Genomic DNA, 14,705 nt, shown 5'->3' on the forward strand with positions numbered 1-14,705 from the left:
CGAACTTTCGGTTCATCTTCGTCTTCACACACCGCAATCTGATGCTCTTTCGAGAAACAAATTGCTTGGGTGTTATATGGTCAAGCCTCACGGGCAATTAGTATTGGTTAGCTCAACGCCTCACAGCGCTTACACACCCAACCTATCAACGTCGTAGTCTTCGACGGCCCTTCAGGGAACTCAAGGTTCCAGTGAGATCTCATCTTGAGGCTAGTTTCCCGCTTAGATGCTTTCAGCGGTTATCTATTCCGAACATAGCTACCCGGCAATGCCACTGGCGTGACAACCGGAACACCAGAGGTTCGTCCACTCCGGTCCTCTCGTACTAGGAGCAGCCCCTCTCAAATCTCAAACGTCCACGGCAGATAGGGACCGAACTGTCTCACGACGTTCTAAACCCAGCTCGCGTACCACTTTAAATGGCGAACAGCCATACCCTTGGGACCGGCTTCAGCCCCAGGATGTGATGAGCCGACATCGAGGTGCCAAACACCGCCGTCGATATGAACTCTTGGGCGGTATCAGCCTGTTATCCCCGGAGTACCTTTTATCCGTTGAGCGATGGCCCTTCCATACAGAACCACCGGATCACTAAGACCTACTTTCGTACCTGCTCGACGTGTCTGTCTCGCAGTCAAGCGCGCTTTTGCCTTTATACTCTACGACCGATTTCCGACCGGTCTGAGCGCACCTTCGTACTCCTCCGTTACTCTTTAGGAGGAGACCGCCCCAGTCAAACTACCCACCATACACTGTCCTCGATCCGGATAACGGACCTGAGTTAGAACCTCAAAGTTGCCAGGGTGGTATTTCAAGGTTGGCTCCACGCAGACTGGCGTCCACGCTTCAAAGCCTCCCACCTATCCTACACAAGCAAATTCAAAGTCCAGTGCAAAGCTATAGTAAAGGTTCACGGGGTCTTTCCGTCTAGCCGCGGATACACTGCATCTTCACAGCGATTTCAATTTCACTGAGTCTCGGGTGGAGACAGCGCCGCCATCGTTACGCCATTCGTGCAGGTCGGAACTTACCCGACAAGGAATTTCGCTACCTTAGGACCGTTATAGTTACGGCCGCCGTTTACCGGGGCTTCGATCAAGAGCTTCGCGTTAGCTAACCCCATCAATTAACCTTCCGGCACCGGGCAGGCGTCACACCCTATACGTCCACTTTCGTGTTTGCAGAGTGCTGTGTTTTTAATAAACAGTCGCAGCGGCCTGGTATCTTCGACCGGCATGAGCTTACGGAGCAAGTCCTTCACCCTCACCGGCGCACCTTCTCCCGAAGTTACGGTGCCATTTTGCCTAGTTCCTTCACCCGAGTTCTCTCAAGCGCCTTGGTATTCTCTACCCAACCACCTGTGTCGGTTTGGGGTACGGTTCCTGGTTACCTGAAGCTTAGAAGCTTTTCTTGGAAGCATGGCATCAACCACTTCGTTAACTAAAAGTTAACTCGTCATCAGCTCTCGGCCTTAAGATCCCGGATTTACCTAAGATCTCAGCCTACCACCTTAAACTTGGACAACCAACGCCAAGCTGGCCTAGCCTTCTCCGTCCCTCCATCGCAATAACCAGAAGTACAGGAATATTAACCTGTTTTCCATCGACTACGCTTTTCAGCCTCGCCTTAGGGACCGACTAACCCTGCGTCGATTAACGTTGCGCAGGAAACCTTGGTCTTTCGGCGTGGGTGTTTTTCACACCCATTGTCGTTACTCATGTCAGCATTCGCACTTCTGATACCTCCAGCAAGCTTCTCAACTCACCTTCACAGGCTTACAGAACGCTCCTCTACCGCATCACTTACGTGATACCCGTAGCTTCGGTGTATGGTTTGAGCCCCGTTACATCTTCCGCGCAGGCCGACTCGACTAGTGAGCTATTACGCTTTCTTTAAAGGGTGGCTGCTTCTAAGCCAACCTCCTAGCTGTCTAAGCCTTCCCACATCGTTTCCCACTTAACCATAACTTTGGGACCTTAGCTGACGGTCTGGGTTGTTTCCCTTTTCACGACGGACGTTAGCACCCGCCGTGTGTCTCCCATGCTCGGCACTTGTAGGTATTCGGAGTTTGCATCGGTTTGGTAAGTCGGGATGACCCCCTAGCCGAAACAGTGCTCTACCCCCTACAGTGATACATGAGGCGCTACCTAAATAGCTTTCGAGGAGAACCAGCTATCTCCGAGCTTGATTAGCCTTTCACTCCGATCCACAGGTCATCCGCTAACTTTTCAACGGTAGTCGGTTCGGTCCTCCAGTTAGTGTTACCCAACCTTCAACCTGCCCATGGATAGATCGCCCGGTTTCGGGTCTATTCCCAGCGACTAGACGCCCTATTAAGACTCGCTTTCGCTACGCCTCCCCTATTCGGTTAAGCTCGCCACTGAAAATAAGTCGCTGACCCATTATACAAAAGGTACGCAGTCACCCAACAAAGTGGGCTCCCACTGCTTGTACGCATACGGTTTCAGGATCTATTTCACTCCCCTCTCCGGGGTTCTTTTCGCCTTTCCCTCACGGTACTAGTTCACTATCGGTCAGTCAGTAGTATTTAGCCTTGGAGGATGGTCCCCCCATATTCAGACAAAGTTTCTCGTGCTCCGTCCTACTCGATTTCATGACTAAGAGATTTTCGCGTACAGGGCTATCACCCACTATGGCCGCACTTTCCAGAGCGTTCCGCTAATCTCAAAGCCACTTAAGGGCTAGTCCCCGTTCGCTCGCCACTACTAAGGGAATCTCGGTTGATTTCTTTTCCTCAGGGTACTTAGATGTTTCAGTTCCCCTGGTTCGCCTCTTGCACCTATGTATTCAGTACAAGATAACCATCTTATGATGGCTGGGTTCCCCCATTCAGACATCTCCGGATCAAAGTCTGTTTGCCGACTCCCCGAAGCTTTTCGCAGGCTACCACGTCTTTCATCGCCTCTGACTGCCAAGGCATCCACCGTATGCGCTTCTTCACTTGACCATATAACCCCAAGCAATCTGGTTATACTGTGAAGACAACATTCGCCGAAAATTCGAATTTCTCAGTTAAGAGAACTCACAAATTTTACCTTAGCCTGATCCGTTACCAGTGAAAGTAACGTTCAGTCTATCTTTCTATCACATACCCAAATTTTTAAAGAACGAACTAGTCAAAGACTAGAAATCAACATTCACCATCACAACGATGGAATGCTCATTTCTAAGCTTTATACAAACAGAAGCAGTAGTGGTGGAGCCAAACGGGATCGAACCGTTGACCTCCTGCGTGCAAGGCAGGCGCTCTCCCAGCTGAGCTATGGCCCCGTATTTCTACAGGCGTTTCCCACACAAAATTGGTGGGTCTGGGCAGATTCGAACTGCCGACCTCACCCTTATCAGGGGTGCGCTCTAACCAACTGAGCTACAGACCCAATTTCGGGCTGCTTCTTTCGTCTTCTTCAATGAATCAAGCAATTCGTGTGGGAACTTATGGAGCAGCTGATGTCGTCGATTAAGGAGGTGATCCAGCCGCAGGTTCCCCTACGGCTACCTTGTTACGACTTCACCCCAGTCATGAATCACACCGTGGTAACCGTCCTCCCGAAGGTTAGACTAGCTACTTCTGGTGCAACCCACTCCCATGGTGTGACGGGCGGTGTGTACAAGGCCCGGGAACGTATTCACCGCGACATTCTGATTCGCGATTACTAGCGATTCCGACTTCACGCAGTCGAGTTGCAGACTGCGATCCGGACTACGATCGGTTTTATGGGATTAGCTCCACCTCGCGGCTTGGCAACCCTCTGTACCGACCATTGTAGCACGTGTGTAGCCCAGGCCGTAAGGGCCATGATGACTTGACGTCATCCCCACCTTCCTCCGGTTTGTCACCGGCAGTCTCCTTAGAGTGCCCACCATGACGTGCTGGTAACTAAGGACAAGGGTTGCGCTCGTTACGGGACTTAACCCAACATCTCACGACACGAGCTGACGACAGCCATGCAGCACCTGTCTCAATGTTCCCGAAGGCACCAATCCATCTCTGGAAAGTTCATTGGATGTCAAGGCCTGGTAAGGTTCTTCGCGTTGCTTCGAATTAAACCACATGCTCCACCGCTTGTGCGGGCCCCCGTCAATTCATTTGAGTTTTAACCTTGCGGCCGTACTCCCCAGGCGGTCAACTTAATGCGTTAGCTGCGCCACTAAAAGCTCAAGGCTTCCAACGGCTAGTTGACATCGTTTACGGCGTGGACTACCAGGGTATCTAATCCTGTTTGCTCCCCACGCTTTCGCACCTCAGTGTCAGTATTAGTCCAGGTGGTCGCCTTCGCCACTGGTGTTCCTTCCTATATCTACGCATTTCACCGCTACACAGGAAATTCCACCACCCTCTACCATACTCTAGTCAGTCAGTTTTGAATGCAGTTCCCAGGTTGAGCCCGGGGATTTCACATCCAACTTAACAAACCACCTACGCGCGCTTTACGCCCAGTAATTCCGATTAACGCTTGCACCCTCTGTATTACCGCGGCTGCTGGCACAGAGTTAGCCGGTGCTTATTCTGTCGGTAACGTCAAAATTGCAGAGTATTAATCTACAACCCTTCCTCCCAACTTAAAGTGCTTTACAATCCGAAGACCTTCTTCACACACGCGGCATGGCTGGATCAGGCTTTCGCCCATTGTCCAATATTCCCCACTGCTGCCTCCCGTAGGAGTCTGGACCGTGTCTCAGTTCCAGTGTGACTGATCATCCTCTCAGACCAGTTACGGATCGTCGCCTTGGTGAGCCATTACCCCACCAACTAGCTAATCCGACCTAGGCTCATCTGATAGCGCAAGGCCCGAAGGTCCCCTGCTTTCTCCCGTAGGACGTATGCGGTATTAGCGTCCGTTTCCGAACGTTATCCCCCACTACCAGGCAGATTCCTAGGCATTACTCACCCGTCCGCCGCTCTCAAGAGAAGCAAGCTTCTCTCTACCGCTCGACTTGCATGTGTTAGGCCTGCCGCCAGCGTTCAATCTGAGCCATGATCAAACTCTTCAGTTCAAACATCTTTGGGTTTTTAAGAAACCCTAAACTTGGCTCAGCAATCGTTGGTTACATCTTTGATTTCTCGCGGAGTAACTTGTGATGCTGATAATCTTGTTGACTATCAGTCTGACTCCACAAGCACCCACACGAATTGCTTGATTCAGTTGTTAAAGAGCGGTTGGTTAAGATCTTTCGTCTCAACCGAGGCGCGCATTCTACAGCAGCCTCATTTGCTGTCAAGTGATTATTTTCAGAAGCTTTCGAAGATTTCTTCAACAACTTCAACCACTTGCGCTTAAGATCTCTCCGAAGCGGGAGGCGAATTCTACAGCGTTACACGCTGCTGTCAACACCTCTTTTTCAACTTCCTTTTGGCTTCGATGAACTGAAGCAACTTGCTATCGAAAACCACGTAACTCATTGTTTACCAAGGAGTTTTCCGTTTCGACTGCGCCGGAAGTGGGGCGAATTATAGGCTTCCAGAATCTGCCGTCAACCTTCTTTTTCACATTTCTGCCATATCGATCGAAAATGCCTTAGAAACGCGAAAGCCGGCCCCCAAGGGGGCCGGCTTTCGCTTACCGAGCCTTACAGACTAGGGAAGGCGAACTGCGACGCTTCATGACTGGCCCGTTGCGGCCACCGCTGAGTGATCGCCTTGCGACGGGTATAGAAACGCACCCCGTCCGGCCCATAGGCGTGCAGGTCACCAAACAGAGAGCGCTTCCAGCCACCAAAGCTGTGGTACGCAACCGGCACCGGCAGCGGTACGTTAACCCCTACCATGCCGACCTCAATCTCATCACAGAACAGCCGCGCCGCTTCACCGTCACGCGTGAAGATGCAGGTACCGTTGCCGTATTCATGATCGTTGATCAGTTGCATCGCCGCTTCCAGGCTATCCACCCGGACCACGCACAGCACTGGCCCAAAGATCTCTTCCTTATAGATACGCATCTGGGGGGTAACACGGTCAAACAGACTGCCGCCAAGGAAAAATCCTTGTTCATGCCCGGCAATACTCAAGCCGCGACCATCAACGACCAGCTCTGCACCCGCCGAAACACCCTCTTCTATATAGCCACTGACCTTATCCCGTGCCTGCCCCGTCACCAACGGGCCCATATCCAGGCCACAGGAGGTGCCCGCCCCGATCTTCAGCGCCTTGACCTGCGGCACCAGCTTGGCGATCAACGCGTCCGCCACCTGGTCGCCCACGCACACCGCCACCGAGATCGCCATGCAACGCTCGCCGCAAGAGCCATAAGCCGCGCCCATCAAGGCACTCACGGCGTTGTCCAGGTCTGCATCCGGCATCAGCACCGCATGGTTCTTCGCCCCGCCCAACGCTTGCACACGCTTGCCGCGCTTGGTCGCTTCGCTATAGATGTATTCGGCAATCGGCGTCGAGCCTACAAAGCTCAAGGCTTTTACTTCCGGCGCTTGAATCAATGCGTCCACCGCGCCTTTGTCGCCGTGCACCACACTCAGTACGCCTTTAGGCAGCCCAGCCTCCTGCAACAGTTGCGCGATCAACAACGTAGAACTCGGATCACGCTCCGAAGGTTTGAGGATGAAACAGTTACCGCACACAATCGCCAGCGGGTACATCCACAACGGCACCATCGCCGGGAAGTTGAACGGAGTGATACCCGCCACCACGCCCAACGGCTGGAAGTCCGACCAGGCATCAATGTTCGGCCCCACGTTGCGGCTGTATTCACCCTTGAGAATCTCCGGTGCCGAGCACGCGTACTCCACGTTCTCGATCCCACGCTTGAGCTCACCCGCCGCGTCTTCCAGGGTCTTGCCATGTTCTTCGCTGATCAACTGCGAGATCCGTGCTTCGTTCTGCTCCAGCAGTTGCTTGAAACGGAACATCACCTGGGCACGCTTGGCCGGAGGCGTATTGCGCCAGGCCGGAAACGCCGCCTTGGCTGAGTCAATCGCCTGTTGAATGGTTTCACGACTGGCCAACGGCACCTGGTGAATCACCTGGCCGGTAGACGGGTTATAGACGTCGGCACTACGACCGCTGTCGTTGACCAGCTCACCATTGATCAAATGCTGGATAAGGCTCATGCAGGGCTCCTGAAAAATTGTTCTATATAGAAGGAGAAATCAGTCGATCTTGTTCAGCACTTCGCCGACCGCGTCAAACAGACGGTCCAGGTCCTGCGGCTTGCTGTTGAAGGTTGGCCCGAACTGCAGGGTGTCGCCGCCAAAACGCACATAGAAACCGGCCTTCCACAATGCCATGCCGGCCTCGAATGGACGCACGATGGCATCCCCATCACGCGGGGTAATCTGGATAGCACCGGCCAGGCCGTAGTTGCGAATGTCGATCACATTCTTGCTGCCCTTCAAACCGTGCAGCGCATTCTCAAAGTGCGGTGCGACTTCGGCTACGCTCTGCACCAGGTTTTCTTTCTGCAACAGGTCCAATGCCGCCAAGCCCGCCGCGCAAGCCACCGGGTGCGCCGAGTAGGTGTAACCATGGGGAAATTCCACCGCGTACTCCGGCGTCGCCTGGTTCATGAAGGTCTGGTAGATCTCGCTGCTGGCAATCACCGCGCCCATCGGAATAGCGCCGTTGGTGACTTGCTTGGCGATGCACATCAGGTCCGGGGTCACGCCGAAGCTGTCGGCACCGAACATTGAGCCGGTGCGGCCAAAGCCTGTGATCACTTCGTCGAACACCAAAAGGATATTGTGCTGGTCGCATATTTCGCGCAGGCGCTTGAGATAACCCTGCGGTGGCACCAATACGCCAGCTGAACCGGCCATCGGCTCGACAAACACCGCTGCGATGTTCGACGCGTCATGCAGCTCGATCAGCTTGAGCAACTCATCGGCCAAGGCAATACCGCCCTGCTCCGGCATGCCCCGGGAGAAGGCGTTGCTGGTCAGCAAGGTGTGAGGCAGGTGGTCGACATCCATCATCGCCTGGCCAAACAGCTTACGGTTACCGTTCACACCGCCCAGGCTGGTACCAGCGATGTTCACGCCGTGGTAACCACGGGCGCGACCAATCATCTTGGTCTTGGTGGCCTGACCTTTGAGGCGCCAGTAGGCCCGCACCATCTTCACCGCCGTATCGGCACATTCAGAGCCCGAATCGGTGAAGAACACATGATTCAGGTTGCCTGGGGTCAGGTCGGTGATCTTTTCCGCCAACTGAAAGGACAACGGATGACCGTATTGGAAGCCTGGGGAGTAGTCCAAGGTGCCCAATTGCTTGGCGACCGCCTCCTGGATTTCCTTGCGCGTATGCCCGGCGCCACAGGTCCACAGGCCCGACAACGAATCATAAACCTTGCGACCCTTGTCATCGGTCAACCAACTGCCTTCAGCGGCCACGATCAGGCGCGGGTCGCGCTGGAAGTTGCGGTTGGCGGTGTAGGGCATCCAGTGCGCATCCAGCTTGAGTTGGCTGGCCAGGGTCGATGGGGCGTTTTCGGGCATGTTCATCAGCAAAACCTCGCAAGGCAAAAGGCAGCGTCGGGATTGAAAAAGCTTGGTTGCAGCTAAATTGCCACGGGGATAAAGTCGGTGAAATCCAACTCTTCTAACCTTCAGTCAGGACTTCACTAAACTATGAGCAGCCGTCGTCCCGACCCTTTGGCCCAAGTCAGCGACTTCGACATTCGCTTGCTGCGCATCTTTCGCAGCGTGGTGGAATGCGGCGGCTTCTCGGCGGCAGAGACCGTGCTCGGCATCGGCCGCTCGGCCATCAGCCAGCAGATGAGCGACCTGGAGCAGCGGCTCGGCCTCAGACTTTGCCAACGCGGCCGCGCCGGTTTTTCCCTGACGGAGGAAGGCCGCGAGGTTTATCAATCAGCCCTGCAATTGTTGAGCGCCCTGGAAAGCTTTCGCACCGAGGTCAACGGCCTGCACCAGCATTTGCGCGGCGAGTTGATCATCGGCCTCACCGATAACCTCGTCACCCTGCCGCATATGCGCATCACTCACGCACTGGCGCAATTGAAGGAACGCGGCCCGGACGTGCAGATCCAGATCCGCATGATCGCCCCCAATGAAGTGGAACAAGGTGTACTTGATGGCCGTCTGCATGTCGGCGTGGTGCCCCAGGCCAGCGCCCTGTCGGGTCTGGAATACCAACCGCTGTACAGCGAGCGCTCACTGCTTTATTGCGCGGTCGGGCACCCGCTGTTTTATGCCGACAACAAACAACTCGATGACGAGCGCATCGACAGCCAGGACGCCATCGCCCCTACCTTTCGCCTCCCCGCAGAGATCCAGGCCCACTACCAGGCGCTCAACTGCACGGCCAGCGCTTCGGACCGTGAAGGCATGGCGTTCCTGATCCTCACTGGCCGCTATATCGGCTACTTGCCCGATCACTACGCCAGCCTGTGGGTGCAACAAGGCCGACTGCGCGCGCTGAAACCGGCTACACGTTTTTACGATTTGAGCCTGGCATCGGTCACGCGCAAAGGCCGGCGCCCTCATTTGGTGCTGGAAAGTTTCCTTGAAAGCCTGGCCGCGACGCGCTAACTCGGGCCTCACGCAAAAAGCTGAGCACATGGACAGCTTTTTGCAAGGCACAGGGACCTTGAACCGTCCGCCTCGAGTCTACCCGCCATGCCACCAGAATCTGCCAGCCCCAGCGACCTGATCTACGGCCTCAACGACCGCCCCAAACCACTGCCGGCTCTATTGGCAGCACTGCAACATGTGCTGGCGGCGTTCGTCGGCATCATTACTCCGCCGCTGATCATCGGCTCCACGCTCGGCCTCACCGCCTACCTGCCCTACCTGATCAGCATGGCGCTGATGGTGTCCGGCGTAGGCACGTTCATCCAGGCACGCAGGCCGTATGGTATCGGCGCCGGTATGATCTGCCTGCAAGGCACTAGCTTTGCGTTTCTCGGCGCGGTGTTGGCGGCAGGCTTTCTAGTCAAGCAACGCGGCGGCAGCCCGGAAGACATTCTGGCGATGATCTTCGGCGTGTGCTTCTTCGGCGCGGCGGTACAGATCGTGTTGAGCCGCTTCATTGGCCAACTGCGTCGTGTCATCACCCCCCTTGTAACGGGGATCGTCATCACGTTGATCGGCATCAGCCTGATCAAAGTGGGGATTACCGACCTCGGCGGCGGTTTTAATGCGCCAGACTTCGGCGCCCCTGCGAACCTGGCACTCGGCCTGTTCGTGGTACTGACAATCATCCTGCTCAACCGCTCCAATACCCCGTGGGTACGCTTGAGCGCCATTATCATCGGCCTGGCCCTGGGGAGCCTCGCGGCGTGGTTCAGCGGTAAACTGGTGCCCCAAGCCCTGCCCGACTTGCCCTTGATCAGCCTGCCGATGCCGTTCCGATTTGGTTTCAACTTTGACTGGAGCGCTTTCCTGCCGATTGCGCTGATTTATCTGATCAGCAGCATCGAAACCGTCGGCGACCTCACGGCCAATTGCATGATCGCCCGCCAACCCATCAGCGGTGCATCTTATATAAGCCGGCTCAAGGGCGGCGTGCTGGGCGATGGCGTGAGCTGCATGATTGCCGCCACCTTCAGCGCGTTCCCCAACACCACCTTTGCCCAGAACAATGGCGTGATCCAGCTCACCGGCGTGGCCAGCCGTTACGTCGGTTTGTATATAGGTGTGCTGCTGTTCTGTCTGGGCCTGTTTCCATTGATCGGCGCCGTACTGCAGCAAATCCCCAAGCCGGTGCTGGGCGGCGCGACCCTGGTGATGTTCGGCAGCGTGGCCGCCGCCGGCGTGCGTATCCTCGCCCAGGCGCCGCTGGATCGACGCAGCATGTTGATCATTGCCACCTCGTTTGGCGTCGGCCTGGGTATCGCCGCTCAACCCAACTTGCTGCACCTGATGCCGACACTGGTACAGAACCTGTTCGACTCGGCCATCACCAGCGGCGGCCTCACCGCCATCGTATTGTGCCTGTTGCTGCCGGAAGCCAAGGCGAGTACATGCGCTACAAACCCAACAGCGCAAAGCGAAAGCCTGGAGCCGCTTTGACGGTTTTATTGCATCGGGACTTGTCTGAGGCTTGAGGGTGGGTTATCTGTGCACACGTCGCCTTTATCGATCAGCACGGAAACCTCCATGAGCCTCGAAGTTCCTGCCCACAGCAACCACGCCGGTAAACCCGCCAGCCGCATTCGGCAAAAGAACGAACAAGCTATTCTCCAGGCTGCTGAAGATGAATTCGCCCGCCATGGCTACAAAGGCACCAGCATGAACACCATCGCTGCCAGTGCCGGGCTGCCCAAGGCCAACTTGCACTACTACTTCACCAACAAGCTGGGCCTGTATATCGCGGTGCTCAGCAATATCCTCGAATTATGGGACAGCACCTTCAACGCGCTGACCGCCGAGGATGACCCGGCCGTGGCGCTTGCGCGCTACATCCGCACCAAGATGGAGTTCTCACGGCGCCAACCACAAGCCTCGCGGATCTTCGCCATGGAGATCATCAGCGGCGGCGAATGCCTCACCGAATATTTCGGTCAGGACTATCGCGCCTGGTTCAGTGGCCGAGCGGCGGTGTTCCAGGCGTGGATCGACGCCGGCAAAATGGACCCCGTCGATCCCGTGCACTTGATCTTCCTGCTGTGGGGCAGCACCCAGCACTACGCCGACTTCGCCACCCAGATCTGCCGAGTCACCGGTCGCACCAAGTTGACCAAGCAGGACATGGAAGACGCCGGCACCAACCTGATCCATATCATTCTCAAAGGCTGCGGCATCAAGCCGGCCCTATAAACGAAGCGAGTTATGTCTTTTACGCTGACAGGCTTTTGTGAGTTTCGTGAAGAAATACGCAAAAGCCGCTTTATCACCTTGGCGGCGCCGATCACCAGCCCGCCGGACGCCCAGGCGTTTTTCGAGCAGCACAGCGACCTGAACGCCACGCACAACTGCTGGGCCTGGAAGCTGGGCGATCAATACCGCAGCAACGACGACGGCGAACCCGGTGGCACCGCCGGGCGACCGATCCTCGCGGCTATCGAGGCCCAGGGGTTCGATCAGGTCGCGGTGCTGGTGATCCGCTGGTACGGCGGCATTCAATTGGGTACGGGCGGACTCGCCCGCGCCTACGGTGGTGGCGCAAACAAATGCCTGCAAAATGCCGAGCGCATCGAACTGATCAGCCGTGTGCCCCTGAGCTGCGCCTGTGGGTTCTCCGAGCTGAATCTGGTGAAGCTGCGCGTCGCCGAACTTGGCGGTTTGGTGCTGGAAGAAACCTTCACCGCCAACGGCGTAGAGCTACACCTTGCACTGGCAGAGGCACACATCGATACCTTACAAACCCAGCTCGCCGACCTGAGCCGTGGGCGCATCCTGCTGCAACGCTGAAACTGCTACTGTTATGCGCTGAACTCCCTGAACCGCGATTTCAAAGGAAGCCTTCATGTCTACGCCAAAAACCGCACTGATCATCGGCGCCTCGCGCGGGCTAGGCCTTGGCCTGGTCAAGCAACTGCTCCAGGATGGCTGGGACGTCACCGCCACCGTGCGTGATCCGCACAAGGCCGATGCCCTCAAAGCTGTGGGCCCGGTGCAGATCGAGAAATTGGATATGGACGATCAGCAAGCCGTGATCGCCCTGGCCCAACGCTTGAAAGACCGCACCTTCGACCTGCTGTTCGTCAACGCCGGCGTCAAGGGCCCGGCGAACCAGGAGCCAGGCCACGCCACCCTCGCAGAGGTCGGCCAGCTGTTTTTCACCAATGCCGTGGCGCCGATCAACCTGGCCCAGCGCTTTGTCGGGCAGATCCGCAAAGACACCGGCGTGCTGGCGTTCATGAGTTCGGTGCTGGGCAGCGTGACCATTCCTGACGGTTCGGACCTGGCGCTGTACAAGGCCAGCAAGGCTGCCCTCAACTCAATGACCAACAGCTTTATCACCCAGTTGGGCGACCACAAGCCGACGGTTCTGTCGCTGCATCCGGGCTGGGTGAAAACCGACATGGGCGGAGAGAACGCACATATCGACGTCGACACCAGCGTGCGCGGCCTGGTGGATCAGGTAAATGCCTACACCGGCAAGGGCGGCCATCACTTCGTGGACTACAAGGGCGACGCCATCGCCTGGTAAATACACTGATCAACCTGTGGGAGGGGGCTTGCTCCCGATGGCTGAGTGTCAGTCAATGCTGTGTGGACTGGTCCACCGCTATCGGGAGCAAGCCCCCTCCCACCCTGTCCCTGCTCCTACAGCTAGACCCCGCAATGAACTACACGTAATCTAGCCACCTCGCCCTCCCCGGCGACCCTGGATCAGCAGACAGGGCAACACTGAGCTGGCAAACCTGAACCCATCATTCAGAGGAGCCGGCCAATGCCTGCGACCCGTATCTGGTTAAAAAAACCCCTCGCGATTTTCACTGCCAATGGCCTCGATGCCCGTGGCGGCCTGGTGCTGCAAGACGGTGTGATCACCGAAGTGCTGGCCCAGGGCCAAGAACCGGCACAGCCCTGCACGCAGGTGTTCGATGCTCGCGAACATGTGGTCCTGCCCGGGCTGATCAACACTCACCATCATTTCTATCAAACCCTCACCCGCGCCTGGGGCCCGGTGGTCAACCAGCCGCTGTTTCCCTGGCTGAAAACCCTGTACCCGGTATGGGCTCGGCTTACCCCGGAAAAACTCGCCCTGGCCAGCAAAGTCGCCCTGGCTGAATTGCTGCTGTCGGGCTGCACCACGGCGGCCGACCACCACTACCTGTTCCCCGATGGTTTGGAAAACGCCATTGATGTGCAAGTGGGCAGCGTGCGCGAACTGGGGATGCGCGCCATGCTCACCCGCGGCTCCATGAGCCTGGGCGAAGCCGATGGCGGCCTGCCACCGCAGCAGACCGTACAACAAGGCCAGGTCATTCTTGACGACAGCCAGCGCCTGATCCGCGAATATCACGAGCGGGGTGACGGCGCGCAGATTCAGATTGCCCTGGCTCCGTGCTCGCCGTTTTCCGTCACCCCCGAGATCATGCAAGCCAGCGCCGAACTGGCCAACCGCCTGGATGTGCGCCTGCATACCCACTTGGCGGAAACCCTCGACGAAGAAGACTTCTGCCTGCAACGCTTCGGCCTGCGTACCGTGGATTATCTCGACAGCGTCGGCTGGCTCGGCCCCCGCACCTGGCTGGCCCATGGCATTCACTTCAACCCGGATGAAATCGCGCGCCTGGGTGCCGCCGGTACGGGGATCTGCCACTGCCCAAGCTCCAACATGCGCCTGGCTTCCGGTATCTGCCCGACCCTGGACCTGCTTGCCGCCGGCGCGCCCATCGGGCTGGGCGTGGACGGCTCGGCGTCCAACGATGCCTCGAACATGATCCTTGAAGCGCGTCAGGCCCTGTACATTCAGCGCCTGCGTTATGGCGCAGAAAAGATCACCCCAGAAGGCGTGCTGGGCTGGGCAACCAAGGGCTCGGCGCAGTTGCTGGGCCGAACGGACATCGGTGAATTGGCCGTAGGCAAGCAGGCTGACCTGGCATTGTTCAAACTCGATGAACTGCGTTTCTCTGGTAGCCACGATCCGATTTCAGCGCTGCTGTTGTGCGGTGCGGATCGGGCGGATCGAGTGATGATCGGCGGCAAGTGGCGGGTGATCGACGGCCAAGTCGAAGGTCTGGACCTGAAAGGCTTGATCGCCGATCACACCCAGGCGGCTCGCCAACTCATCGCCGGCACCTGAGCCAGGCGCCGATCAAAAT

Annotated in this window: 8 protein-coding genes, 2 tRNA genes and 2 rRNA genes; 6 read left to right on the forward strand and 6 right to left on the reverse strand. The window is 56.8% G+C overall.

Annotation, left to right across the window (positions count from 1 at the left end):
* Positions 1-76: 76 nt before the first annotated feature.
* The 6 genes from QMK52_RS03775 to QMK52_RS03800 all read right to left on the reverse strand — a co-directional run bounded on the left by QMK52_RS03775 (position 77) and on the right by QMK52_RS03800 (position 8,472).
* A 23S ribosomal RNA gene (locus tag QMK52_RS03775) occupies positions 77-2,968 on the reverse strand.
* 247 nt (positions 2,969-3,215) lie between these two features.
* Positions 3,216-3,291, reverse strand: a tRNA-Ala gene (locus QMK52_RS03780).
* 30 nt (positions 3,292-3,321) lie between these two features.
* Positions 3,322-3,398: transfer RNA gene (locus tag QMK52_RS03785), tRNA-Ile, on the reverse strand.
* Between the two features lie 81 nt (positions 3,399-3,479).
* Positions 3,480-5,016: ribosomal RNA gene (locus QMK52_RS03790) — 16S ribosomal RNA — on the reverse strand.
* The 16S and 23S rRNA genes sit together here with 2 tRNA genes alongside, the layout of an rRNA operon.
* Before the next feature lie 573 nt (positions 5,017-5,589).
* Positions 5,590-7,083: a CoA-acylating methylmalonate-semialdehyde dehydrogenase gene (locus QMK52_RS03795; protein ID WP_005784494.1), complete on the reverse strand. Its 1,494-nt coding sequence runs from the start codon at positions 7,081-7,083 to the stop codon at positions 5,590-5,592.
* A gap of 39 nt (positions 7,084-7,122) precedes the next feature.
* Positions 7,123-8,472 (reverse strand): aspartate aminotransferase family protein, encoded by a 1,350-nt coding sequence (locus QMK52_RS03800; protein ID WP_005784493.1) that lies wholly within the window; start codon positions 8,470-8,472, stop codon positions 7,123-7,125.
* 126 nt (positions 8,473-8,598) lie between these two features.
* Between QMK52_RS03800 and QMK52_RS03805 the strand changes: the two genes are divergently transcribed.
* The 6 genes from QMK52_RS03805 to QMK52_RS03830 all read left to right on the forward strand — a co-directional run bounded on the left by QMK52_RS03805 (position 8,599) and on the right by QMK52_RS03830 (position 14,686).
* Entirely contained in the window at positions 8,599-9,519 is a 921-nt protein-coding gene (locus QMK52_RS03805; protein ID WP_003188270.1) for a LysR family transcriptional regulator, read from the forward strand.
* A gap of 87 nt (positions 9,520-9,606) precedes the next feature.
* Positions 9,607-11,001: a nucleobase:cation symporter-2 family protein gene (locus QMK52_RS03810; RefSeq protein WP_320403826.1), complete on the forward strand. Its 1,395-nt coding sequence runs from the start codon at positions 9,607-9,609 to the stop codon at positions 10,999-11,001.
* A gap of 87 nt (positions 11,002-11,088) precedes the next feature.
* The gene (locus QMK52_RS03815; protein ID WP_005784489.1) at positions 11,089-11,748 is read left to right on the forward strand and encodes a TetR/AcrR family transcriptional regulator; all 660 of its coding nucleotides are present in this window, start codon (positions 11,089-11,091) and stop codon (positions 11,746-11,748) included.
* A gap of 12 nt (positions 11,749-11,760) precedes the next feature.
* Positions 11,761-12,342, forward strand: coding sequence for an IMPACT family protein (locus QMK52_RS03820; RefSeq protein WP_005784487.1), 582 nt, complete (start codon positions 11,761-11,763; stop codon positions 12,340-12,342).
* A gap of 55 nt (positions 12,343-12,397) precedes the next feature.
* Positions 12,398-13,084, forward strand: coding sequence for an SDR family oxidoreductase (locus QMK52_RS03825; protein WP_194439999.1), 687 nt, complete (start codon positions 12,398-12,400; stop codon positions 13,082-13,084).
* A 243-nt stretch (positions 13,085-13,327) separates the two neighbouring features.
* Positions 13,328-14,686: an 8-oxoguanine deaminase gene (locus QMK52_RS03830; protein WP_320403827.1), complete on the forward strand. Its 1,359-nt coding sequence runs from the start codon at positions 13,328-13,330 to the stop codon at positions 14,684-14,686.
* Positions 14,687-14,705: the final 19 nt, after the last annotated feature.

Origin of the sequence: Pseudomonas sp. P9_2, from assembly GCF_034008255.1 — a bacterium.
Classification (GTDB): Bacteria; Pseudomonadota; Gammaproteobacteria; order Pseudomonadales; family Pseudomonadaceae; genus Aquipseudomonas; species Aquipseudomonas synxantha_A.